The organism is Kribbella sp. NPDC055071 (assembly GCF_053608045.1).
Map to the genome: position 1 here is coordinate 175,216 of NZ_JBSGUS010000001.1, position 24,041 is coordinate 199,256.

Here is a 24,041-nt window from a genome sequence, read left to right on the forward strand (position 1 = left end):
GTGGGTTCGCTCCTGATCGCTGGTACGACGTCCGACGCGGGCAAGACGACCGTCGTGACCGGCCTCTGCCGCTGGCTGGCGCGTCAGGGTGTCCGGGTGGCGCCGTACAAGGCTCAGAACATGTCGAACAACTCGATGGTCTGCGCCGACGGCGCCGAGATCGGCCGCGCGCAATGGATCCAGGCCATCGCCGCCGGCGCCGAGCCCGAGGCCGCGATGAACCCGGTCCTGCTCAAGCCGGGCAGCGATCGACGCAGCCACGTCGTTCTGATGGGGGAGCCGTGGGGGGAGCTGTCGGCGCGCGGGTTCCTGACCGAGCGGGCCGAGCTCGCGAAGGCGGCGTTCGCGGCGTACGACGAGCTCGCGGCCCGCTACGACGTGGTGATCAGCGAAGGCGCGGGGAGTCCGACAGAGATCAACCTGCGGCAATCGGACTACGTGAACATGGGGCTCGCGCAGCACACCCAGGCGCCGGTGGTGGTGGTCGGGGACATCGATCGCGGTGGGGTGTTCGCGTCGATGTTCGGGACCGTCGCGTTGCTCGATGCGGCGGATCAGGCGTTGCTCAGTGGGTTCATGGTGAACAAGTTCCGCGGCGACGTGTCGCTGCTGCAGCCGGGGATCGACATGCTCACCTCGGTGACCGGGCGTCCGACGTACGGCGTGCTCCCGTGGCTGCCTGAGTTGTGGCTGGATTCGGAAGATGCGCTGGACATCCCCACCCGACGGACGGCGTCGGCCGAGCTGCTCACCGTCGCCGTGATTCGCTTTCCGCGGATCAGCAACTTCACCGACCTGGATGCACTCGCGGTCGAGCCGACCACCAGTGTCTTCTTCACCACGAGTCCTGCCGAGGTCCGCGACGCCGATCTCGTCGTCCTGCCAGGCTCGCGGGCGACCATTTCCGATCTTGAGTGGCTGCGGTCGCACGGCCTGGCCGAGGCGGTCGCGGCGCGCGTCGCGGCCGGTCGGCCGGTGCTCGGCATCTGCGGCGGTTACCAGGCGCTCGGTGCGACGATCTCCGATCCCGACGGTGTCGAAGGCGGTGGCGATCACGCCGGTCTCGGGTTGTTGCCTGTCGCAACGACCTTCCGGCGGGAGAAGACGCTGGCCCGGCCGGCGCCGACGGCGTACGAGATCCATCACGGGGTGGTCGCGGTCACCGGCGACGCCGAGTCCTTCCCCGGCGGCTGCCGGTCGGGTCATACGTGGGGCACGATCTGGCACGGCCTGCTCGATGACGACGCGACCCGGCACGCTTTCCTGACCGAGATCGCCGGGCTGACCGGCAAGCCCGCGCCGGACGGCACCGTCTCGTTCGCCGCCCTCCGCGAGGCGCGCTTGGATCGCCTCGCCGACACCATCGACGAGTACGCCGACACCGCGGCACTCCTCGACCTGATCACCTCCGGCCCACCGCCGCGCCCCTTCGTCCCACCTGGCGCACCCGGTGGATGACGTCGAGGTGACTTGACGACTGTGACAGTGGGACTGTCACAATGGCGGGCATGGGTCCACTCGAAGGCGTGAAGGTGGTCGAGCTGGCCGGGATGGGTCCGGCGCCGTTCGCCTGCATGATGCTCGCCGAGCTGGGCGCGGACGTCCTCCGGATCGACCGTCCCGGCGGTGGTCTGTCGATGGGACCACCGGAGCTGGACCTGGTCAACCGCGGTCGCCGCAGCGTGGCGCTGGACCTCAAGCAACCAGCGGCCGTCGACGTCGTACGGCGCTTGGTCGCACAGGCCGACGTACTCGTCGAAGGCTTCCGGCCGGGCGTGGCCGAGCGACTCGGCATCGGTCCGGACGACTGTCACGCGATCAACCCCACGCTCGTCTACGGACGGATGACCGGCTGGGGTCAGGACGGTCCGCTCGCCCAGACCGCGGGGCACGACATCGACTACCTCGCGCTGTCAGGCGCGCTGCACTTGATCGGCCGGGCCGGCGGCCCGCCACAAGTCCCGGCCAACCTGCTCGGCGACTTCGCGGGCGGTTCGCTGTACCTGGTGATCGGTGTCCTCGCCGCCCTGCACAGCGGCCAGGGCCAGGTGGTCGACGCCGCGATCGTCGACGGCTCGGCGCATCTGACCACGATGCTCCTCGGCGCCCTCGCGGCCGGGACCTGGACGCAGGAGCGCGGCACCAACCTCCTGGACACCGGCGCGCCGTTCTACGACGTGTACGAAACCTCCGACGGCAAGCACGTCGCGGTCGGCGCGATCGAGCCGCAGTTCTACGCCGAGCTGATCGACAAGCTTGGCATCACTGTTGCCGACCGCAACGACCCGTCGAACTGGCCGACGATCAGGAAGACGCTCACCGAGACCTTCCGCACGCGGACCCAGGCGGAGTGGGCCGAGGTCTTCGACGGCTCCGACGCCTGTGTCACGGCGGTCCTGCCGATGGCCGCCGACCATCCCCATCTCGTCGCTCGCGGCACCTTTGTGGACCACCACGGAGTCCGGCAGGCCGCACCGGCGCCACGCTTCGACCGTACGCCGACCGCCCTGGGCCGACCGCCCGCCAAGGCCGGCCAACACACCCGCGAAGCCCTGACCGACTGGGGCATCACCGACCTCGACCACCTGCTCGAGACCCGCGCCGCCGTTCAGATCTGAGAGGACCCGCCCGTGGAACGTCAGCTCTTCGACGCCGATCACGACGCCTTCCGGGAGACCGTACGAGCGTTCTGCGACAAGGAGGTCGTGCCGCACCACGCAGCCTGGGAGGAGGCCGGCATCGTCCCGCGCGAGCTGTGGACGGCCGCCGGTGCGGCGGGTCTGCTCGGCTTCATGATGCCCGAGCAGTACGGCGGTGGTGGGGTGCGCGACTTCCGGTTCAATGCCGTGCTGATCGAGGAAATGACGACAGCCCACGGAAGTGGGGTCGGTTTCACGATCCACACCGACATCAACTCGGCGTACCTGCTCGACTACGCCACCGACGAGCAGAAGGCTCGCTGGCTGCCTGGGTTCTGCTCGGGGGAGCTGATCACCGCGATCGCGATGACCGAGCCCGGTGCCGGCAGCGACCTGCAGGGCATCCAGACCACGGCCCGGCGCGACGGCGACCACTACGTGCTGAGCGGTCAGAAGACGTTCATCTCCAACGGAATCCTCGCCGACCTCGTCATCGTCGTCGCCAAGACGGACCCGGCGGCCGGCGCCCAAGGCATCTCGCTGCTGGTGGTCGAGCGGGGGATGCCCGGGTTCGAGCGCGGTCGCAACCTGGACAAGATCGGGCTGAAGGCGCAGGACACCGCCGAGTTGTTCTTCGACGAGGTCCGTGTCCCGGTCGAGAATCTGCTCGGCGAGGAGGGCAAGGGCTTCACCTATCTGATGGAGAAGCTCCCGCAGGAACGCGTCACGTTCGCCGTCGTCGCGGCCGTCGCCTGCGAGAACGTCCTCGCCGAAACGCTGCGCTACGTCAAGGACCGGAAGGCGTTCGGGCGACCGATCGGCTCGTTCCAGCACAGCCGCTTCGTCCTGGCCGAGCTCGCGACCGAGACCCAGATCGCCCGGGTCTTCGTCGACCGCTGCATCCAGGAGCTGAACGCCGGCACCCTCACGGTCGCCGAGGTCGCGATGGCGAAGTGGTGGACCACCGAGCTCCAGCAGCGGGTGGTCGACCGGTGTCTGCAACTGCACGGTGGCTACGGATTCATGACCGAGTACCCGATCGCGAAGGCCTATCTGGACACCCGCGCCCAAACCATCTACGGAGGCACGACCGAGATCATGAAGGAGATCATCGGCCGCACGATGGGTCTGTAGTCACCATGATCCGGCTGCGCCGACGCTGGACATCCGGCGAGGGCGTGGTTGACTTCCTCCAGGAGCAGAGGAGGTCGGCATGAACATCGTGTCGCCGGGATTCACCGGTCGTCGCAGCAGCGGTTCGGATCTTCCCCCGGGGCAGTATCTGACCCGGGACTTCCCGGTCCTGTCGGCCGGGCCGACGCCGCGGATCCAGACCGAGCACTGGGAATTCACGGTCACCAGCGAGGCCGGTGAGAAGCACAAGTGGGACTGGGCCGCGCTGCTTGCGTTGCCGGCCGACACCATCACCAAGGACATCCACTGCGTGACCCGGTGGACGAAGCTGCAGACGGAGTGGAAGGGCGTCTCGCTCGACACTCTGCTCGCCGATGTCGAGACCGGTGCCGACTTCGCGATGGCGCACAGCTACGGCGGGTACACGACCAACCTGCCGCTCGACGACCTGCTCGACGGCCAGGCCTGGATCGCCTACGAGTACGACGGCGAGCCGCTGGACCCCGAGCACGGTGGCCCGGCCCGTCTGCTCGTGCCACACCTGTACTTCTGGAAGAGCGCCAAGTGGGTACGCGGACTGGTCCTGTCCGACACCGAGGACCTGGGCTTCTGGGAGACCGCCGGCTACCACGAGTACGGAGACCCATGGAAAGAACAGCGATACGCCGGCGACTGAGCTGGCAGGTGGCCACGGTCTCCGACGTACGACGTGAGACGGAGACCGCTCGGACGCTGACGCTCGACGTACCGGACTGGCCCGGGCACCTCGCGGGCCAGCATCTGGACGTCCGGCTGACCGCGCCGGACGGCTACCGGGCCTCCCGGTCGTATTCGATCGCCTCGGCGTGGACCGGTGCCACGATCGAGCTCACTGTCGAGCAGGTGCCCGACGGTGAGGTTTCGCCGTACCTGGTCGATGTCATCAAGGTCGGTGACCCGTTGGAGATCCGCGGGCCGGTCGGTGGGTGGTTCGTCTGGAAGCCGGAGCAGGAAGGGCCGGTCCAGCTGATCGGCGGGGGATCGGGTGTCGTCCCGCTGCGGGCGATGCTGCGTGCCCACAGCGCCGCGGTCAGCACGACGCCGGTCCGGCTGCTGTATTCGGTGCGGCGTCCGGAGTCGGTCATCTACGTGAGCGACCTGAAGGAGCTGGCCGCCTCGGACGACGTCGACGTACGGCTCGTCTACACGCGGGAGGCTCCGGCGGGAGAGCCGCGAGTGGGTCGGATCGACGCCGAGGTGATCGAGCAGCACGCGTTGCCGCCCGACCAGCTGCCGACGACGTACGTGTGCGGGCCGACGCCGTTCGTGGAGACGGTGGCAGACCTGCTGGTCGCGGCCGGCCACGACCCGGCCCGGGTGAGAACAGAACGGTTCGGACCCACAGGAGGCCCTCGATGAGCGAGATGGATTATCTGGATGGCAATGCGGCAGCGGGGGCGCTGAGTGAGCTCTTCGCCGTCGACATCACGGCCGCGATCTCCCGCTGCGCCGGCTGCGGCCGGACCGGGGTCTTCGCGGAATCACGCCTGTACACGAACGCTCCCGGCCTGGTCGCCCGCTGCGTCGGCTGTGACAGCGTCCTGCTCCGCGTGGTGACGACGCCGACCGACACCTACCTGGATCTGCGCGGATTGACCTACCTGCGGGTCTCCAACTAGCGACGCTGCTTGTTCCGGGTCCGGCGGATGGTGTCGCGCTGGGTCTCACCGACGGCTCGTTCGTAGGCGAGCACGAGGCCCTGGATCGTGACCGGCTTGAAGCGTTCGACGAGCTGCTGGATGTGCTCGGGCGGACCGCCCGAGTCGCGGTAGTGCGGCCAGACCTTGGTCCGGAAGACGTCGGTGAGCTCCTCGGCGATGGCCCGGCCGTGATCGGCGAAGATCCGGCCGGCGTCCTGGACGGCTTCGACCGGCAGGTCCAGGTCGAGCAGCTCGACGCCGAGGCTCAGATGCGCGGTCGCGACCTGGAAGACGTCCTCGTCCGGCGTCGGTTCGACCACGCCCAGGGCGACGAGCATCTCGATGTCGTCGTCGGTGAGCTCCCGGCCGGTACGACGGACCAGGGTCGCGCGATCGAGGGTCTCCGGCAGGTCGCGCATCCACGGCGTGAGCAGCGTGCGATGCAATGCGATGTCCTGCGGGGTCGCGTCCGGCGGAATCCGTTCGAGGTACCCCTCGATCGCGGAGAGCGTGAATCCGTGGGCCTGCAGCTCGCGAACCAGATCGAGCCGGGCGATGTGCTCGGGACCGTAGTACCCGACCCGGCCGCGTCGGGTCGGCGGCGGGATCAAGCCGCGGCCGGCGTAGAACCGCAACGTCCGCACAGTCATCCCGACCCGCGCCGACAACTCGTCGACGGTCAGCGTCGCCACTTCGGCCTGTCCTTCTGCGCCCTGTACTTCTGGCATGGCGGAGATCATAACGACCCGTTCTTGACCACTATGACAGTTCAACTGTCACAATCGAGCTATGACCGAAGCCTTCCTGTACGACGCGATCCGCACCCCCCGCGGTAAGGGCAAACCGACCGGAGCGCTGCACGAGGTCAAGCCGATCTCGCTGATCACCGGCCTGCTCCGCGAGTTGCGGACCCGGCATCCCGAGCTGGATCCGACCGCGATCGACGACGTCGTCCTCGGTGTGGTCACGCCGATCGGCGATCAGGGCATGGACATCGCGCGGACCGCGGTGCTCGCGGCCGGCTACCCGGACACGACCGGTGGCGTGCAGCTCAACCGGTTCTGCGCATCCGGTCTGGAGGCCGTGAACCAAGCGGCCCAGCGGGTCCGGTCCGGCTGGGAGGACTTCATCCTCGCGGGCGGGGTCGAGTCGATGTCGCGCGTACCGATGGCTTCTGACGGCGGTGCCTGGGCGATGGACCCGGAGACCGCGATGCAGACCAACTTCATCCCGCAGGGCATCAGCGCGGACCTGATCGCGACAATCGACGGCTTCTCCCGGACCGACGTCGACGCGTACGCCGCCGAGTCGCACGCTCGCGCCGCCAAGGCCTGGGCGAACGGGTACTTCGCGCGCTCGATCGTTCCGGTCGACGATCGCAACGGGCTGCGGATCCTCGACACCGACCAGCTCGTCCGGCCGGGGACGACCGTCGAGACGCTGGCCGGCCTGCCCGCGTCGTTCGCGGCGATCGGGGAGCACGGCGGGTTCGACTCGGTCGCCCTGGAGAAGTACCTGACCGTCGAGCGGATCGAACACGTGCACCACGCGGGCAACTCGTCCGGAATCGTCGACGGCGCCGCTCTGGTTGCCGTGGGCAACGAGAAGGCCGGGGAGGCGCTCGGCCGGGCGCCGCGCGGACGCGTGGTCGCGACCGCGGTGAGTGGCGCGGACCCGACCATCATGCTGACCGGACCGGCGCCGGCCGCCCGGAAGGCGCTCGGAAAGGCCGGCCTCGAAGTCGGTGACATCGACCTGTTCGAGATGAACGAGGCGTTCGCGGCCGCGGTTCTGCATTTCATGAACGATCTCGGCGTACCGCACGAGAAGGTGAACGTGAACGGTGGTGCGATCGCGCTCGGCCACCCCCTCGGCGCGACCGGCGCGATGCTGATCGGAACCCTGCTGGACGAACTGGAACGACGCGAACTCCGGTACGGACTGGCCACCCTGTGCGTCGGCGGCGGGATGGGCGTCGCGACCATCATCGAGAGGCTTGCGGCATGATCTCCTGGAGCGACTCCGACGGCGTCGTCACGCTGACGATGGACGACCCTTCCGCCGCGGCGAACACGATGAACGAGGCATACGTCGCCGCGATGGGTGCTGCGGTCGAGCGGCTTCAGTCCGCGTCCGGACTGAAGGGCGTCGTCATCACCAGCGCCAAGTCGACGTTCTTTGCCGGTGGCAACCTCCAGATGTTGTCGCAGATCCAGCCGAGCGATGCGGCCCAGGTGTTCGACACGGTCGAGGAGGTCAAGCGGCAGCTCCGGGCGCTGGAGACGCTCGGCGTCCCGGTTGTTGCCGCGATCAACGGATCGGCCCTGGGTGGCGGGCTCGAGATCGCCCTCGCGTGCCACCACCGGATCGTTGCCGATGACAACCGGATCGAGCTCGGCGTACCCGAGGTGACGCTGGGTCTGCTACCCGGTGGTGGCGGCGTGACGCGGACCGTGCGGATGCTCGGTCTGCAGGACGCGCTGATGAAGGTGCTGCTGGAGGGCCGGCGGATGAAGCCTGCCCAGGCGCTGGAGTTCGGGATCGTCGACTCGGTGGTGCCGGCATCCGACCTGTTGGATGCGGCCTACCAGTGGATCGCGTCGTACGAGGGAGACGCGAAGCAGCCCTGGGATCGGGACGGGTACAAGATCCCCGGCGGTACGCCGTCCTCGCCGAAGCTGGCCGCATTCCTGCCGGCCTTCCCGGCGAACCTGCGCAAGCAGCTCAAGGGCGCGCCGTACCCGGCGCCACGCGCGATCATGAGCGCCGCCGTCGAGGGCAGCCAGGTCGACTTCGCCACCGCGTCGCGGATCGAGTCGCGGTACTTCGTGTCGCTCGCGACCGGGCAGATCGCGAAGAACATGATTCAGGCGTTCTTCTTCGACCTGCAGGCGATCAACGCCGGCGCCTCGCGGCCTACCGACGTACCTCGGTACTCCGCCCGGAAGGTCGGCGTGCTGGGCGCGGGAATGATGGGCGCCGGGATCGCCTATGTCTGCGCGAAGGTGGGCATCGAGGTGGTGCTCAAGGATGTCTCGCTCGAGGCTGCTTCTCGCGGCAAGTCATATTCCGAGAAGCTCCTCGCGAAGCAGGTGCAGAGGGGGCGGCTGTCGGTCGGCGAGGTCGAAGCGTTCCTGAGCCGGATCACGCCGACCGCAGACCCGAACGATCTGGCCGGGTGCGACCTGGTGATCGAGGCGGTCTTCGAGGACGGTGGGCTGAAGCAGAAGGTGTTCGCCGAGATCGCGGAGGTGGTCGAGCCGGACGCGCTGCTCTGCTCGAACACGTCGACCCTGCCGATCACCTCACTGGCCGACGGGATTGATCGCCCGGACGACTTCATCGGCATGCACTTCTTCTCGCCGGTCGACCGGATGCCGCTGGTCGAGCTGATCGTGGGCTCGAAGACCTCCGATCGCGCCATCGCTCGCGCGTACGACGTCGTACGGCAGATCAAGAAGACACCGATCGTCGTCAACGACAGCCGTGGTTTCTACACCTCCCGGGTGTTCGGCACGCTGGTGATGGAGGGTGCGGCGATGGTGGCCGAGGGCGTCGATCCGGTCACGATCGAGCGGGCCGCGACGCAGGCGGGCTTCCCGGCTCCGCCGCTCGCGATGCTGGACGAGGTCACGCTGACGCTCCCGCAGAAGATCCGCGACGCGGCCCTGGCCGCGGGGGACAGCGCCGGCGCCTTCGACGACCACCCCGGGATGGCGGTCACCGATCGCCTGGTGACCGAGTTCGATCGCCGCGGGAAGGCCGCGGGGGCTGGCTTTTACGAGTATCCGGCCGACGGACCCAAACACTTGTGGCCGGGACTGTGGTCGCACTTCGCGCGCGAGAGCGCCGTACCGGTGCTTGATCTGCAGGAGCGGATGCTGTTCGCGATGGCGCTCGAGACCGTCAAGTGTCTGGACGAAGGAGTACTACGCTCCGTTGCCGATGCCAACATCGGCTCGATCTTCGGCATCGGCTTTCCACCGTTGTACGGCGGCACCCTGCAGTACATCAACGGCTACGGCCTGCCCGCGTTCGTGGACCGGTCGCGCGAGCTGGCATCGACGTACGGTGACCGCTTCGAGCCGCCCGCGCTGCTGGTCCGCAAGGCCGCGGCAGGCGAACTCTTCCGCTGATCGACGAACTCCTCCGCTGATCACAGAGCGATATCAACTCAAGCAAAATCCACACATTCGAACAAAGTGGAGCGCGTCCGGTCTTGCGCCGGGCGCGCTTTTGAGACATGGTGCTGGCACTTCTACAACGATTGACCTGAACGGTACGGGCGTGGCGTCTTCCGAACGGGCGCGAGCCGTGCCAGAAACGTCATGTGCGAAAGCTGTTGTGATGTTGGATCGTGTTGTACTGTGTGCGAAATCGGAGATGCTTAACCACGTTAAGTAACTCGGAACCTGGCGTCGTACCCCTGCGGCGTTGCTCTCGGGAAGGTGGAATTCATGCCTGCTCATGTTCCGAACGCCGGTCTGACCCGGCGGGATCTACTGAAGCGGACCGGTGGCTTGGCCGCACTCGCGGCATTCACCGCGGCGTGTGGAGGAAATACCGGACGACCGTCCTCTGGTGGCGGCGGTGGTTCAAAGGTCAATTTGTCGCAGTGGTACCACCAATACGGCGAAGCCGGCACGCAGCAGGCCGCGACCAAATACGCCAAGGCCTACACCGATGCAAATGTCGCGGTGCAGTGGACGCCGGGCGACTACGCCAGCAAGCTCGCCTCCGGTCTGTTGTCGAACAAGGCACCGGACGTCTTCGAGAGCCAGCTGAACATCGGCATGGTGAAGAGCAACCAGGTGGTGGCGCTGGACGACATCCTCGCGGACGTGAAGGACGACTTCACCCCGGGCGACCTGGCCACGAACACGGTCGACGGCAAGGTCTACGGCATCCGGATGATCGTCGACCCGCAGGTCATCTACTACCGCAAGTCGCTGTTGGACAAGGCCGGGATCAAACCGCCGGAGACCGTCGACGACCTGATCTCCGCGGCCAAGGCGCTCACCACGAACAAGGTGAAGGGCATCTTCGTCGGCAACGACGGCGGCCTGGCGCTCGGCGCACCCGCGCTCTGGTCGTCCGGCGGGGACCGCCTCACCACGGACAACAAGCCCGGCTTCACCAACGATCGCGCGGCGCAGGCGTTCGGCAAGCTGCACGAGCTGTACGACAGCAAAAGCGCGCTGCTCGGCTCACCGACCGACTGGACCGACCCGAGTGCGCTCATCCAGGGCCTGGTCGCGATGCAGTGGATCGGCATGTGGGCCGTCCCCGCGATGCAGAAGGCGCTCGGCGACGACCTCGGGGTGTTCGCATTCCCCAAGCTCGACGCGCAGGGCAAGCCGGCCGTGTACTCGGGTGGCTGGACGCAGTTCGTGTCGGCCAAGAGCCCGAACGTCGACGCGGCGAAGAAGTTCGTGAAGTGGCTGTGGATCGACCAGCAGGACTACCAGGAGGACTGGTGCCTGAACTACGGCTTCCACATCCCGCCCCGGAAGAGCCTTGCGGCGAAGGCGGCCAAGCTGCAGAGCGGTGTCGCCGCTGAGACCGTGAAACTGACCGGCGACTACGGTCACACCGACAATCCGGCCTGGACCCCGAAGATGAATACGGCCTACACCGACATGCTCACCAACATCATCCGGAAGGGAGCCGACCCCACCGCCGAGATCGCCACAGCCGAAAAGACAGTCAACGCCGAGCTGTCCCGGTTGTTCGGATGAGCGCTTCGGTCAAACCCGTCCAGGACTCCGTCGCAGGTGGTGAGCGGCGGAAGTCCCGGCGGCGTCGTACGGGCATCGCCGGCAGCACGATGTGGTTCTGGATCTTCGTCGGTCCGTTCGTTCTCGGGCTGCTGATCTTCTCCTACCTGCCGATCATCTGGAGCCTGGTCCTCAGTTTCTTCGAGGCCTACAACACGGTCACACCGTCGAAGTTCGTCGGGTTGCAGAACTACATCGACATGCTCACCGACCACAACTTCCTGTCGAGCCTCGGCACGTTCACGATCTTCGCGGTGTTCATCGTGCCGCTGACGTTCGCACTGTCGCTCGCGCTCGCGTTGCTGGTCAACCAGGTGAAGATCGCGCGGGCGTTCTTCCGGTCGGTGTTCTTCCTGCCGACCGCGTGTTCGTATGTGGTGGCGTCCCTGATCTGGCGGTTGTCGATCTTCAACGGAGTCCGGTTCGGACTGGCGAACACGGTGCTCGGCTGGTTCGGGATCGACAACATCGCCTGGCTGTCGACGGTCGACCCGCCGTGGTACTGGATCCCGATCATCACCGTGCGTCTGTGGTTGCAGCTCGGGTTCTACATGATCCTGTTTATCGCGGGTCTGCAACGGATCTCGCCGACGCTGTACGAGGCGGCGTACGTCGATGGCGCGAAGCCGGGGTGGCAGGTGTTCCGATACATCACGCTGCCGCAGTTGCGGGCCACGTCGGTCGCCGTACTGATCCTGAATCTGATCGCGGCCTACCAGGCCTTCGACGAGTTCTACAACCTGCTCGGCAACGTGAACTTCGCGCGGCCGCCGCTGGTCTACCTGTACGGGATCTCGCTGGGATCGATCCAGGACCTCGGCCACGGTTCGGCCGGTGCTTTGATCCTGGCGGTCATCATCATGATCGTGACGCTGCTGCAGAGCCGGATCCTCGGCTTCGGAAGGGCCGGTGACTGATGGCTACCGCCGAGCGTACGACGGGAACACCTCAGCCGATCGGCTTCAGCCGAAGCCCGATCGGCCGGGTCGGGCTGCTGCTGCGCTGGATCGCGCTGTTCATCGCCGTGGTCCTGTTCCTGCTGCCGTTCTACCTGATCCTGCGCAACGCGTTGTCGACCGAGGCCGACATCACGTCGCCGTCGTGGACGTTGTTTCCCTCGCATCTGCAATGGGGGAACATCAAGGAGTTGTTCGACGACACCCAGGTGCCGATGGCGCGGGCGCTGTACAACTCCGCGGTGGTCGGCATCCTCGGGACGGCCGGACAGTTGCTGTTGGCATCGATGGCGGGATATGGGCTGGCCCGGATCCCGTACAAACATGCCGACAAGATCTTCTACGCGATCGTCGCGACGCTGATGATCCCGGCCGCGGTGACGTTCATCCCGAGCTTCATCGTGGTCTCGTCGCTCGGATGGGTCTCGACGTTGCGTGGTCTGATCATTCCTACGCTGTTCAGCGGGTTCGCGGCGTTCCTCTTCCGTCAGTACTTCCTGGGCTTCCCCAAGGAGCTGGAGGAGGCGGCGCGAGTCGACGGCGCCGGGTACTTCGGGGTGTTCTGGCGCATCGTCGTACCGAACTCCCTCCCGTTCTTCGCCGCCCTAGCCGCGATCACCTTCATCGGCAACTGGAACGCATTCCTGTGGCCCCTGGTCATCGGCCAAGACTCGTCGTCCTGGACAGTCCAGGTCGCGATGTCGACGTTCGTCACCGCCCAAACCATCAACATCCACGAACTCTTCATGGCCGTAGCCGTCTCGATCCTCCCGCTGGTCCTCATCTTCGCCTTCCTCCAGCGCTACCTGATCCAAGGCGTAACCCAATCCGGCATCAAGGACTAAACCCCGACGGCGGGGACCCCACCAGGCTCCCCGCCGGACAACTCGCCGCTCACGAAATGATGCGGACCCGGCCAGACTCCTCTGACTGGACTCGCTGTGCGGCTTGTGCGACGGACATCGGTCCGCGGCGGCTGCTTCTTCTGCCCGCCTCCGGCGGCTGCCGCACCCCGTGGCCAGGAGTTGCCGCATCCGGAGTCCGTGGCTCAAGAGCTTTGCGGGCGTCTCGGCTGACCCCGATCGCGTGCCGGACGACCGCGAGGAGCTGGACGGCGTTGGGACCAGAAGAGGGCGTGGCCGCCTGAGCCTTCGGGGATGAAGGTTTGGTCGGTGATGGTCAGCCCGGCCTGGGTCAGCCAGGTTTGGTTGGTGGCGCTGTCGGTGTGGCTCCACCACATGGGTACTCCGCCGTCCAGCCAGTTGTCGTCGGTGCCTGTCCATGCGCGGTGGCCGGTGGTGCAGAGAAACCAGCCGCCCGGCTTGAGCCAACTCGCGATGTTCTTGAGCAGGTCCTGCTGCTCCGCCAACGGGATGTGGATCAGGGCGTACAGCGATACAACTGCATCGAAGGACTCGGGTGGAAACTCCAGGCTAGTGGCGTCAGCCTGGACGAACTCGGCGTCCGGGACAAGCTCGCGCGCTCGACTGATCTGCACCTCACTGATGTCGACGCCGGTCACGTGATGACCAGCGGCCGTCAGCTCACGAGCGATCGGGACGCCGCTACCGCAACCGACGTCGAGAACTCTGCTACCAGGATCGAGCCGGCTGAGCAGCTCGTCGATCCAGCTCCGGTACTTCGAGTCCGCGCCGGTCGCTTCGTCGTACCTGCTCGACAGTACGTCGTAACCCCGCCGAACCACCTGCTTCGGATCGTCACCCGTCATACGCGCCGACGCTAACGACCTCACGGTGCGCAAGGCAACGAAATTTCCGGCTCCCCCCCAAAGCCGCGCCCCCACCGCGCGCCCCCCACCGCGCGCCCCGCATCGAGCGCTGAGTCTGCCCGTCTTACGACGTTGTGCAGCACCGTCTCCGGTGTCCCGCGACCTGGTCCGTTCTCCAGAGTTCGCGATTTGGTGAAATCGAACAGGTGTTCTAATATTGACCCATGAACGTGAGTGTGGTCAGCCGCCCCGGCGACGGTCTCCCAGCCGTCACCGACACCACCATGCCCACCGCCATGCCCACCGACCTCGTGCAATCGAGCGCCGACCAACGGCCCGGAGAAGCCAGCCGGCCAGGCGATCGCCCGCCGCCGACGGAGTCCACAGCTCCCGAGCAGTCCCACGACTCTCAATTCCCGAGCCCCGAGCCCGATAGCTCCAAGCTCCGCAACCCCGAGCTCCATGGCCCTAGGTTCCACAATCCCGAGTCTGCCAACGCCAACCTCTGCAACTCCAAGTCCCGCAGCGCCGAGTCCCGCAGCGCCGAGTCCCGCAGCGCGGAGTTCGGCAATTCTGCGTTCCGCATGCCTGAGTTCTGCAGTCACGAGCCGCCCGATCCCGAGTTCGACATCCCTGCCGGGTTTGGCATTCCGGAACTGCTCGACATCCCGGAGGGTCTCGACATTCCGGAGGGTCCTGGTGAGCCTGGGGGTCCGCGGTTCGTCAGCGAGCAGGATTATTTGGACGCCGAGCTCGACGAGCTGCTGGGCCGGAACCGGTCGACGCGGGTGGATGATCTTGAGTGGGAGTTGTGGGCTGGTGTCGAGCAGGACGAGGCCGAGCGGGAGATGCTGCGGCGGACCGCGCCGGCGTGGGTGTTGCTCCCGCCCGGTGGCGAGCTGGCCGCGGCGTTGGACAAGACCCGGCCGGAGGCGATGTCGCCGATGGAGTTGATCGAGTTCATGAAGGCCGCGGAGCGGATGGTGAGTTGGGCCGAGGCGTGCAAGGCGAGTGCGATGGCGTCGTTCTACCGGCAACGCCAGGCCGAGCATCGCGAGTCCCCGCGCCCGAGTCAGGTGGACAGTTCGGGTCGCCCGATCGATCCGGAGAGGTCCTGGTACAGCGAGATCGGCCTGGCCCTTGGCCTGTCGCCGAACACGATCGCCCGCCGGGTCGAAACCGCGCGGCGGTTGACGTCGACCCTGAGGGCAACCCACACCGGCTTGAAGTGTGGGGCGTTGACCTGGGGCAAGGCACTGGCGATCTCCGAGGCCACCAGCAAACTCACCGACCAAGCAGCCCAGGCCGTCGAGGCGCATGTGCTGAAGCGAGCCGCGAAACAGACCCATCGAAACCTCTCAGCGTCGCTGCATCGCCAGGTCGCCAAGCACACCATCGCCGAGTCCGCCGACGCTCACCGTGCCGCGGTGACTGAGCGCACCTGCAAGATCGTTCCCCTCGCCGACGGCATGGCCGGCCTGTGGGTGGTCAACACCTGCGACAAGATCCAGCAAATGTGGGTCGTCATCCAAGCCATGGCCACCCTGGCCAAACGCGCCACCCCCACACCCCCGACCCCCACAAACCCCAACCCCGCACAGCCGAACCCGGCAGGCCCAAACCCGGCAGGCCCAAACCCGGCAGGCCCGAACCCGGCAGGCCCGAACCCGACAGGGCCGAACGCCGCGCATTCCGCACCAGAGTCCGCGCCCACCGAGTCCACCACCCCGGCGGCCCCCACCCCCACAAACCCCAAGACCGCAGAGCCCACCACCGCAGACTCCACCACCGCAGACTCCACCACCGCAGACTCCACAACCGGAGGCTTTGCCACCACAAGGGCCGAACCCACGGACTCGGCGACCGCAGGCTCCACAGCCGCACGGCCGCAAGCCACAGCACCCACAACTGAGGAGCCCGCAACCGCACGGCCCGACGCCGTAGACGCCACGAGGGCCCGCCTGGCACCCATTAGGTCCGCGGCCGCCGACGGCACGACGGTGTACCCGACGCCCGTTGGATCCGCAGCCGCAGCCGCAGCAGCCGCAACTACCGCGTATCCCGCACCTGGTGGATCCACGGCCGCCGGCGCCGCCACCACCGCGGTCCCCACACCTTCGGATCCCGAGGCGGACGAGTCCCATGCGCCAGGTTCAACGTTCGCAGCTCCCGAGGCACTTGATCGCGGCGCCGCGGGCTCTACATCGGCCGCGCCCGAGGCTGCCGCAGCATGCGTCGCGGCGGGCTCAACATTCGCAGGTCCCGAGACGCCAGGATCAGGCTCCGCATCCGCCCCGCCCGAGGCTGCAGCTTGCGTCGGTGCGGGCTCGGCGCCTGGGGGTGGGGATGAGCGGACTGTTGAGCAGCGGCGTGCGGATGTGGTGGCGGATCTGTTCGAGCAGATCCTCCACAACGGACTGGACTGGCTAGGCCGCCGGTTGCCCGATCAGCATCGCCGACGTCCTCACATCGAGGTCGTCGTGCCTGCGTCCACGCTCCTCGGGCTCGACGACGACCCAGGCGAGCTGACCGGGTACGGCCCGATCCCCGCCGACCTGGCCCGGCGCATCGCCGCCGACGGCACCTGGCGGCGCCTGCTCACCGACCCCACCAACGGCACCGTCCTCGAGGCATCGACCACCCGCCACGACCCCGGCGTCCTGGTCACCGAAACCCTCCTGGCCCGCCACCCGGTCTGCGCCTGGCCCGGCTGCAACCGCACCTCCCGCGACTGCGACCGCGACCACACCACACCGTTTGCCCGCACCGGCACCACCAACCTGCTCGGGCTGGCGCCGTACTGCGAGTACCACCACGTCATCAAAGACACCCCCGCCTGGGGCTGGACCACCACCAGCCACCCCAACGGCTCCATCACCCTCACCACCCCCACCGGCCACCGCTACACCACCGTCCCGCCCGCCCGAGGCCCCATCACCCAGCCACCCACGCCCGGCCCGACGATGCCTGGACCGACGATGCCTGGACCGACGATGCCTGGACCGACGATGCCCGGACCACCCACGACCGAACCACGCGTCGCGCAACCGCCCGCCGCCGGACCACGCGTCGCCGAGCCGCTCATGACCGAGCCGCTCATGACCGGGCCGCTCGCCTCCGAACCAACCCCAATGTCAGGGCCACATCCCACAAGACCGCGTCCCGCAAGCCCGGAACCGGCACAACCGGAGCCGGCACAACCGGAGCCGGCACAACCGGAGCCGGCACAACCGGAGCCGGCGCAACCGGAGCCGGCGCAACCGGAGCCGGCGCAACCGGAGCCGGCGCAACCGGAGCCGGCGCAACCGGAGCCGGCGCAACCGGACCCGAACGGAACCTCGTCGATGCCACCACACCGACGCACGGCCGACAGCGATCCTCCACCGTTCTGACCATCGGCGAGAGGTGCCGGTCATTGGATGGCAGGCGATCTGCTAGTACATGAGCGGGCGCGCCGGGGCCGGGGCGATGACGATTAGCCGAGAAAGCAGAACCGGGGAGACCGCCTGGGCGTAACGGACCCAATCCGCCCCTGGCGACGATATTCGCCCTGGCCCTGGCCCCGAGCACAACCCGGCCATCGGCGTCGAGTCGGTCGAGACCGAAATCGAGGCCGGAGACGCCTACGGCTTCGTCCCCGACCACATCCGCCCCGGCATCGTGATAGGCATCGACACATCACACACCCCAGCGCGTCGCGCCTCACACACCCCAATGCGTCGCGCCTCAGCACCCCAATGCGTCGCGCCTCAGCACCCAATGCGTCGCGCCTCAGCACCCCAGTGCGTCGCGCCTCAGCACCCCAACGCGCCTCACACACCCCAGCGCGTCGCACCTCAGCACCCCAGTGCGTCGCGCCTCTGCACCTCGGCGTTTCGGGCATCTGCCTCGAACGTGTCACGTCTGCCGACACGCCGTATTCTTCGACACCTCGTGTCCCGGTTCGTCGGTCGTCCCAGCACGCCGCATGCCTGATCTCTCCGGTCGTTGAGAATCCCCGGGCGGAGCGTCTCGGTTCGGTCGAGCGCGCCGCTCATGCTGGGTCGTGGTCGTGCCTGGGGTAGCAACCACCGCCGTACGCAGTGGGAGGCGGGCACCTACTGCAAGCCGGATGGGGTCGGCCCGCTGTCGTTTTGTGGTGGATGTGCTGGGTTGATGTCTAGGGCTGTGAAGCGGGTGGTTAGGTCTTCTATCCAGTCGGGTGGAGTTCGGTGGTCTGGGAGGGGGACACCTGCCTCGCTGCGCCAGAGGGCGTCGCTGAAGAGGGTGCGGAGATGCCAGGCCATGACGTGGTTGGGGGAGAGGTCGCGCCCGGTGAGGGCCTGGTAGTGGTGGAGGGTGGCGGTGAGGAGTTCGATGCCTGGTCCGGTGCCGGGGAAGGTGCGGAGGTCGTATTCGGGCTCGGCGAGGCCGGTGGTTTCGAAGTCGACGACGGCGCAAAGGTGGTCGTCGTACCAGATCTGGTTGCCGCCGTGGAGGTCGCCATGGACCAGTACTGACGGGCGGGGGGTTGCCAGGACCTCGTCGGTCCAGTCGCACCAGCGCAGGACGGTTGGGCGCTGGTCTGGGCGGACCCATCGGGGGAAGCGTTCGCGTACGACGTCGGTCGAGACTGGCTGAAGGACCGCCGGGCGAAGCTCACCCACGGCGGCTTCGACGCGGTGCCGGGTAGCTGGATCCTCCAGGCCGGCCAGGAACTCAGCCAGTTGGCGGCCGGCCTGATCCCGGTCCATCGAGTCCACGATGTCGAACAGCGCCTGACCCGGAATCAACCTGGTCACCAACAGCACCGGGTCGGTGCTACTGGCAACTACTTCCGGCAGGTACGGGACGGCCGGCTCCTCAGCCAATGCCGCGAGGACCGTGATCTCGTGCGCGACCCGAAGCGCCGCGGGCTCGGACCAGGCGAACTTCACCACGAACCGCTCGTCGAGGACTCCCGTGGCCGACCACCAGAGGGGGTCGCTTTCGTTCACCGCCTCGCGCAGCACGATCGGATACTCACTCAGCTCAGGCGCCACGTCCCGCAGCGCCTCCACCACCGCCGCAGCCGACCGCTCCTTCAACCACCTCATCGCAGGCCCTCCCACACCCGGCCGAGGCTACCCGCCACCTTCCACCCACGCCTCACCTTTCTCTGCCCGTACTGAGGGTGAGGTGGTGGCTCTCGACGGAACTCGGGTTTGGGGGTGAGGATGAGGGTGTGGCGGGAGATGGGGGTCGGTTTGGTGGGCGGGTGCCGACCAGTCATGAGCGGATGACCGGGGTGCCTTGGGATGTGTCGTACGACGCAGGGCCGGCGCCTTGGGATGTGGGGCCGCAGCCGGCGATTGTGCGGTTGGCCCAGTCGGGCGCGTTCACGGGGACTGTGCTTGACGCGGGGTGTGGGAGTGGTGAGAACGCGTTGCATCTGGCGTCGTTGGGGTTGCGCGTGCTGGGGGTCGATGTCGCCGAAACCGCGTTGGCTCGGGCGCGAGAGAAGGCACGGGAGCGTGGGCTGGAGGTTGAGTTCGAAACTGGCGACGCGTTGCATTTGGAGCGGCTTGGACGGACGTTCGACACGGTGCTGGACAGTGGGCTGCTGCATACGTTCGATGCCGGCGAGCGTTCGGCGTACGCCGAAAGCCTGGCGAAGGTGACCGATGGGACGCTGTACGTCCTCTGTTTTAGTGAGGAAGGGCGTGACACCGGACCGCATCCCATCACCCAGGACGATCTGGGGACGGCGTTCGCAAGCGGCTGGCGGATCGTCGCCATCGAGGCGAGTCGGATCGGGACCCGGTATCACGACGAGAACGGCGCGCCGGCCTGGCTCGCGAGGATCGAACGCGCCTAAGGATTACGCCTGCGTTGAATAGTGCGGGGACGGGACCGCGCGGTGTTTATGGTCCGCACTATGGCTGTTGGGTATCGGGAAGTCTTTCGGGTGCCGGAGTTTCGGGCGATGTGGCTGGGGGAGTTGCAGTCGGTCGCCGGGGATCAGTTGGCTCGGGTCGCGTTGTCGGTGCTGGTGTTCGCCGACACGGGATCAGCTGCGCTGACCGGGTTGACGTATGCGTTGACGTTCGTACCGTCGCTCCTCGGCGGGATCTTCCTGACCGGGCTGGCCGATCGGTTCCCGCGGCGGGAGCTGATCTTCTGGATCGACGCGCTCAGGGGATGCCTGATCCTGTTGGTGGCGCTGCCGGTGATGCCGTTCTGGTCGTTGTGCGTGCTGGTCGGGATCGTGTCGTTGCTGCAGCCGGTCTTCAAGTCGGCGCAGCTCGCGTTGCTGCCGGAGGTGCTCGGCAAGGAACGTTTCTCGACCGGGATGGCGATCCGCAGCATCACGATCCAGTCCGCGCAGATGGCCGGGTTCGCCGGTGGTGGTCTGCTGATCGCGCTCTTCAATCCGTACGTCGTTCTCGTGATCGATGCGGTGACCTTCTTCGGCTCGGCGATTGTGATCCGGACTGGACTGAAGTCGCGTCCGGCCGCGGATCGGGCGGTCGCGGTCGACGGCGTACGGCGATCCTGGCGATCATCGGCGGGTGAATCGTGGGGACTGCTGTTCGCGGATCGTGGGATGCGGGCGCTCGTCCTGATGCTGTGGTTGATGGCGCTCGTCGCCGTCTACGAAGGGATGGCCGCGCCGTACGTCGCTGTCTTCGGCGGCAGTTCGGTGATGGTCGGACTGATCCTCGCCGCGGATCCGTTGGGCAGTGTGGTCGGGGCGTTCCTGTTCAGCAAGTTCGTACCGGAGGAGAAGCGACCGGGGTTGCTCGGGCCGCTCTCGATCGCCGCCGCGGTGCCGGTTGCGTTGTGTCTGTTGCGACCCGGGATCGTGGTGTCGATTGTCTTGTTCGTGGTGGCCGGTGGGTTCGGCACGATCGTCGTGATGCAGACGACGACGTCGATGACGCTCAGAATCCCGGACGAACGGCGGGGGCAGGCGATCGGGATGTCGAACAGCGGACTCACGACCGCGACCGGTGTCAGCCCTCTCTTCGCCGGGATCCTGGCCGACCGCACCGACGCGGTCAACGCAGTCGGCTGGTTCGGCCTCGCCGGAAGTGTCGCCGCCATCCTCCTCGCCATCGCCTGGCAACGAGCAAGACGCGCAGAACCAGAACCAGCCCTGGAATGACCCACTCCGGCCTTGGAATGACCCACTCCGGCCTTGGAGTGCAAGGATGGATCGGTGGAGGTCCGCTGCCGGAGCGATGATTGCGGTTGGCGATCGAGGTGATCGGGAGCTCGTGCTTTTCGTGGGTGGTGGGGTTCGCCTAGGTTCGGGGCATGAGCTTCGACTACGACGCCGAGTTGGGCCGGTATCACCGGCGGTTGCTGGCAGCAATGGATGTCGCGCCGGATGATCACGTGCTCGATATCGGGTGTGGCACCGGTCTCAGCACCCGGGACGCAGCCGGGCGCGCGGTTCGCGGCAGCGCGCTCGGGGTCGACATCTCCAAAGGGATGATCGCGACCGCCCGGCGGTTGAGTGAGGGCGTACCGAATGTGCGGTTCGAGCGCGCTGATGTACAGACTGCGCCATTGCCGCGGAACGAGTTTTCGCTGGGGATCAGTCGGTTCGGCACGATGTTCTTCGGCGATCCGAAGGTTGCGTTCGGCAACATTGCGCAAGCGTTGCGGCCGGGAGCCCGGTTGGTACAACTGGTCTGGCAGGAGTCGAAGTATCAGGAGTGGGTGACCGTCATCCGCACAGCGCTCGAGGGTGTCGAGCCGGGGCCGATCACAGGTGGAGCGTTCTCCCTCGCGGATCCCGCCGTGGCGCGACAGCTGCTAACTACTGCGGGCTTCACCGACGTGGACGTGACCGACGTACGGGAACCCGTCTACTACGGCGCGAACGCCAGGACGGCGAGCGATGCGATCCGCGGACTGGGGATGGCCGACGGGTGGGAACCTGCACTCGACCGGCTGCTCGCCGTACTGGCTGAGCGCGAGCAGCCGGACGGAGTCTGGTTCGACTCCCGTGCCTGGATCGTCACAGCGATTCGAAAATCTACAGCTTGACGGTCGCGAGCTGTCCGACCTCGTAGGTACCGCCCTGCTGCTGGGTTATCACCATCAGCCGGTTGAACGCGTTGATGAGGGAGATCAGGGCAACGATCGCCATCAGTTCTTCCTCGTCGTAGTGCTTGGCCGCGTTCGCCCACGTGTCGTCCGAGATGCCGCGGGAGTCGGCGAGACGGGTGCCTTCCTCGGTCAGTTCGAGCGCTGCCCGCTCGGCGTCGGTGAACACGGTCGTCTCCCGCCACGCTGCGATCAGACCGAGCCGTACGGCGCTCTCACCGGCGTGCGCGGCCTCCTTGACGTGCATGTCGAGGCAACCACCGCAGCCGTTGATCTGGCTGGCCCGGATCCTGATCAGCTCGGCCGTTGCTGTCGGCAACGTCGAACCGGCGATCGCCTTGTCGGCCGAGACCAGTTGCCGCCCGAACTTCGGGCCGAGCTGCGTGCCGAACGGGTTGAGCCTGGTGTTCATCAGAATCTCCTTCGTCGTTTTGGCCTTTCACTGACTCGACGAGCGGGAGCTTCAAGAGGTAACAGTGTCCATGGCAATCAGCCGGTCAGGATCGCTGACAGACTCGACCGCGACGATCCGGCCGTCGACGATGGTGCACGCCATCACGCCGACCAACCGACCGCTCGCGCCGTACGTCGCGACACCCGGCAGACCGTTCACCACAGCAGCGCGTACGTCCACCGCGGCACGAGCCCCACGCTGAACCCTGGCGGCGACCTCTTCGGCGCCTTGCTGGACGACGAGACCGTGTCGGGTGTGCGAGCGCCAGGTCACGTTGGGGTCGAGCAACCGGAGCAGCTCCTCGAAGTCTCCGCTCCGGGCGGCGGCGAGGAAGGCGTCGACGACGGCCCGCTGCTGCGGCTCGTCGGCCGGCCGGTCGGTGCCCTGGACCTTCCGGCGGGCGCGGCTGGCGAGCATCTTGGTGGCGTCCGGAGACTTGCCGATGATCTGGCCGATCTCCGCGAACGGCACCGCGAACATGTCGTGCAGGACGAACGCCAGCCGCTCCGCCGGCCCAAGGGTGTCGAGCACCACCAGCAATGCGAGTCCGACCGACTCCGCGAGTACGGCGTCGTCCTCGGGACCGCCGTCCTCGATCACCACGAACTCGGGCAGCTGATCCTCGTACGACGACTCGGGTCGCGTCTTGCGGGACCGCAGTACGTCGATGCACACGCGGCCGACCACGGTCGTCAACCAGCCGGAGAGGTTGTCGATCGCTGCGGCATCCTGGCGGGCCAGCCGGAGCCAGGCTTCCTGTACGGCGTCCTCCGCATCGGCCCGCGATCCGAGCATGCGATAGGCCACCGATACCAGCCGGCCCCGCTGCTCGTCGAAAGCCCGGGCCAGCGCGTCATTCGGAGTCATCCGACTACCTTCCCTCGATCAATCACCGTCATGACCATGACGAGCCCGGACCGGGAAAGGTAACCGGACGCCCCGGGCAACTACTCCGCGACCTGGTACGTCGGGGTGATGATCGCGCGGGCCAGGGTGTGGAAGGCCAGGTTGAAGCCGACGTACGCCGGGCTCGCGTCGGAGTCCACCTCCAGGGCCTCGACGTCGATGGCGTGGACGACGAAGTAGTAGCGGTGATTCTGGTCACCGGCCGGCGGCGCGGCGCCACCGAAGGCCTTGGTGCCGAAGTCGCTGCGGACGTGGAAGCCGCCGTTGTCGAGGCGCTCGGTGGCCCCGGCGTTCGTGGCCAGCTCGGTCACGGTGGCCGGCAGGTTGACCAGGACCCAGTGCCAGAAGCCCGAGACGATCGGGGCGTCCGGGTCGAAACACGTGACGACGAAGCCTTTGGTCTCCGCCGGGAAGCCGGACCAGCTGAGCTGCGGCGACTTGTTCCCGCCGGCGAAGGCGTGGTCGTCGGAGAGCTGCTCGCCGTCGGTGACGTCGGAGCTGGTGACGGTGAAGGAGCCGACCTGCGGAAGCAGTTCGTAGGGGTCCGGCGCGACGGGTCGATCGAGCGACATCTGTGATCCTCCGGGAGCTCGCGATGTGTGGTGATTCCGACATTACTGTCCATCGGACCCGGATCGGTCCGGGGGCAGGCAGGACGGGATGCGAAGATCGTCGAAGACCTGACTGAACT

At 67.3% G+C, this 24,041-nt stretch carries 21 protein-coding genes; 15 read left to right on the plus strand and 6 right to left on the minus strand.

Features of this window, described 5'->3' with window-relative positions:
- From ACWF4Z_RS00860 to ACWF4Z_RS00885, 6 genes are all read left to right on the plus strand, one after another.
- Window positions 1-1,458 (plus strand): cobyric acid synthase, encoded by a 1,458-nt coding sequence (locus ACWF4Z_RS00860; protein ID WP_452240816.1) that lies wholly within the window; start codon window positions 1-3, stop codon window positions 1,456-1,458.
- Window positions 1,459-1,508: 50 nt separating this feature from the next.
- Window positions 1,509-2,618: a CaiB/BaiF CoA transferase family protein gene (locus ACWF4Z_RS00865; RefSeq protein ID WP_452240817.1), complete on the plus strand. Its 1,110-nt coding sequence runs from the start codon at window positions 1,509-1,511 to the stop codon at window positions 2,616-2,618.
- 12 nt (window positions 2,619-2,630) lie between these two features.
- The gene (locus tag ACWF4Z_RS00870) at window positions 2,631-3,773 is read left to right on the plus strand and encodes an acyl-CoA dehydrogenase family protein (protein WP_452240818.1); all 1,143 of its coding nucleotides are present in this window, start codon (window positions 2,631-2,633) and stop codon (window positions 3,771-3,773) included.
- 79 nt (window positions 3,774-3,852) lie between these two features.
- Window positions 3,853-4,449 (plus strand): sulfite oxidase-like oxidoreductase, encoded by a 597-nt coding sequence (locus ACWF4Z_RS00875; protein ID WP_452240819.1) that lies wholly within the window; start codon window positions 3,853-3,855, stop codon window positions 4,447-4,449.
- Complete coding sequence (locus ACWF4Z_RS00880) at window positions 4,419-5,171, plus strand: ferredoxin reductase (RefSeq protein WP_452240820.1); 753 nt, start codon at window positions 4,419-4,421, stop codon at window positions 5,169-5,171. The genes ACWF4Z_RS00875 and ACWF4Z_RS00880 overlap by 31 nt, the downstream gene beginning before the upstream one ends.
- Entirely contained in the window at window positions 5,168-5,431 is a 264-nt protein-coding gene (locus tag ACWF4Z_RS00885) for a DUF6510 family protein (RefSeq protein ID WP_452240821.1), read from the plus strand. The genes ACWF4Z_RS00880 and ACWF4Z_RS00885 overlap by 4 nt, the downstream gene beginning before the upstream one ends.
- On the opposite strand, the gene ACWF4Z_RS00890 is transcribed toward ACWF4Z_RS00885, so the two are convergent.
- Window positions 5,428-6,180 (minus strand): MerR family transcriptional regulator, encoded by a 753-nt coding sequence (locus ACWF4Z_RS00890; protein ID WP_452240822.1) that lies wholly within the window; start codon window positions 6,178-6,180, stop codon window positions 5,428-5,430. The two genes, ACWF4Z_RS00885 and ACWF4Z_RS00890, sit on opposite strands and share 4 nt — an antisense overlap.
- A 61-nt stretch (window positions 6,181-6,241) precedes the next feature.
- Between ACWF4Z_RS00890 and ACWF4Z_RS00895 the strand changes: the two genes are divergently transcribed.
- From ACWF4Z_RS00895 to ACWF4Z_RS00915, 5 genes are all read left to right on the plus strand, one after another.
- Window positions 6,242-7,459 carry an acetyl-CoA C-acetyltransferase gene (locus tag ACWF4Z_RS00895; RefSeq protein ID WP_452240823.1) on the plus strand — a complete coding sequence of 406 codons (1,218 nt, stop codon included), beginning with the start codon at window positions 6,242-6,244 and terminating at the stop codon, window positions 7,457-7,459.
- Window positions 7,456-9,588, plus strand: a complete 2,133-nt coding sequence (locus ACWF4Z_RS00900) for a 3-hydroxyacyl-CoA dehydrogenase NAD-binding domain-containing protein (RefSeq protein WP_452240824.1) — start codon at window positions 7,456-7,458, stop codon at window positions 9,586-9,588. Before ACWF4Z_RS00895 ends, ACWF4Z_RS00900 begins: the two co-directional genes overlap by 4 nt.
- Before the next feature lie 321 nt (window positions 9,589-9,909).
- Window positions 9,910-11,190: an ABC transporter substrate-binding protein gene (locus ACWF4Z_RS00905; RefSeq protein WP_452240825.1), complete on the plus strand. Its 1,281-nt coding sequence runs from the start codon at window positions 9,910-9,912 to the stop codon at window positions 11,188-11,190.
- On the plus strand, window positions 11,187-12,146 hold the full coding sequence (locus ACWF4Z_RS00910; RefSeq protein WP_452240826.1) for a carbohydrate ABC transporter permease: 960 nt from the start codon (window positions 11,187-11,189) through the stop codon (window positions 12,144-12,146). The genes ACWF4Z_RS00905 and ACWF4Z_RS00910 overlap by 4 nt, the downstream gene beginning before the upstream one ends.
- Window positions 12,146-13,030: a carbohydrate ABC transporter permease gene (locus tag ACWF4Z_RS00915; protein WP_452240827.1), complete on the plus strand. Its 885-nt coding sequence runs from the start codon at window positions 12,146-12,148 to the stop codon at window positions 13,028-13,030. Before ACWF4Z_RS00910 ends, ACWF4Z_RS00915 begins: the two co-directional genes overlap by 1 nt.
- A gap of 203 nt (window positions 13,031-13,233) precedes the next feature.
- Here ACWF4Z_RS00915 and ACWF4Z_RS00920 read toward each other — a convergent pair whose 3' ends face one another.
- On the minus strand, window positions 13,234-13,914 hold the full coding sequence (locus ACWF4Z_RS00920; RefSeq protein WP_452240828.1) for a class I SAM-dependent methyltransferase: 681 nt from the start codon (window positions 13,912-13,914) through the stop codon (window positions 13,234-13,236).
- Window positions 13,915-14,138: 224 nt separating this feature from the next.
- Here ACWF4Z_RS00920 and ACWF4Z_RS00925 point away from each other — a divergent pair, with 224 nt between their 5' ends.
- Complete coding sequence (locus ACWF4Z_RS00925) at window positions 14,139-17,306, plus strand: hypothetical protein (RefSeq protein ID WP_452240829.1); 3,168 nt, start codon at window positions 14,139-14,141, stop codon at window positions 17,304-17,306.
- A gap of 705 nt (window positions 17,307-18,011) precedes the next feature.
- Here the strand turns inward: ACWF4Z_RS00925 and ACWF4Z_RS00930 are convergent.
- Window positions 18,012-18,989, minus strand: coding sequence for a phosphotransferase family protein (locus ACWF4Z_RS00930; RefSeq protein WP_452240830.1), 978 nt, complete (start codon window positions 18,987-18,989; stop codon window positions 18,012-18,014).
- Window positions 18,990-19,150: 161 nt separating this feature from the next.
- On the opposite strand from ACWF4Z_RS00930, the gene ACWF4Z_RS00935 reads away from it, so the two are divergent.
- From ACWF4Z_RS00935 to ACWF4Z_RS00945, 3 genes are all read left to right on the plus strand, one after another.
- Window positions 19,151-19,750 (plus strand): class I SAM-dependent methyltransferase, encoded by a 600-nt coding sequence (locus ACWF4Z_RS00935; RefSeq protein ID WP_452240831.1) that lies wholly within the window; start codon window positions 19,151-19,153, stop codon window positions 19,748-19,750.
- 60 nt (window positions 19,751-19,810) lie between these two features.
- Window positions 19,811-21,040 (plus strand): MFS transporter, encoded by a 1,230-nt coding sequence (locus tag ACWF4Z_RS00940; RefSeq protein ID WP_452240832.1) that lies wholly within the window; start codon window positions 19,811-19,813, stop codon window positions 21,038-21,040.
- 152 nt (window positions 21,041-21,192) lie between these two features.
- Complete coding sequence (locus ACWF4Z_RS00945) at window positions 21,193-21,930, plus strand: class I SAM-dependent methyltransferase (RefSeq protein ID WP_452240833.1); 738 nt, start codon at window positions 21,193-21,195, stop codon at window positions 21,928-21,930.
- Here ACWF4Z_RS00945 and ACWF4Z_RS00950 read toward each other — a convergent pair.
- The 3 genes from ACWF4Z_RS00950 to ACWF4Z_RS00960 form a co-directional block, all read right to left on the minus strand.
- Window positions 21,920-22,402: a carboxymuconolactone decarboxylase family protein gene (locus tag ACWF4Z_RS00950; protein ID WP_452240834.1), complete on the minus strand. Its 483-nt coding sequence runs from the start codon at window positions 22,400-22,402 to the stop codon at window positions 21,920-21,922. The two genes, ACWF4Z_RS00945 and ACWF4Z_RS00950, sit on opposite strands and share 11 nt — an antisense overlap.
- 51 nt (window positions 22,403-22,453) lie before the next feature.
- The gene (locus ACWF4Z_RS00955) at window positions 22,454-23,311 is read right to left on the minus strand and encodes a sigma-70 family RNA polymerase sigma factor (RefSeq protein ID WP_452240835.1); all 858 of its coding nucleotides are present in this window, start codon (window positions 23,309-23,311) and stop codon (window positions 22,454-22,456) included.
- Between the two features lie 80 nt (window positions 23,312-23,391).
- Complete coding sequence (locus tag ACWF4Z_RS00960; protein ID WP_452240836.1) at window positions 23,392-23,922, minus strand: YbhB/YbcL family Raf kinase inhibitor-like protein; 531 nt, start codon at window positions 23,920-23,922, stop codon at window positions 23,392-23,394.
- Between the last annotated feature and the right edge of the window lie 119 nt (window positions 23,923-24,041).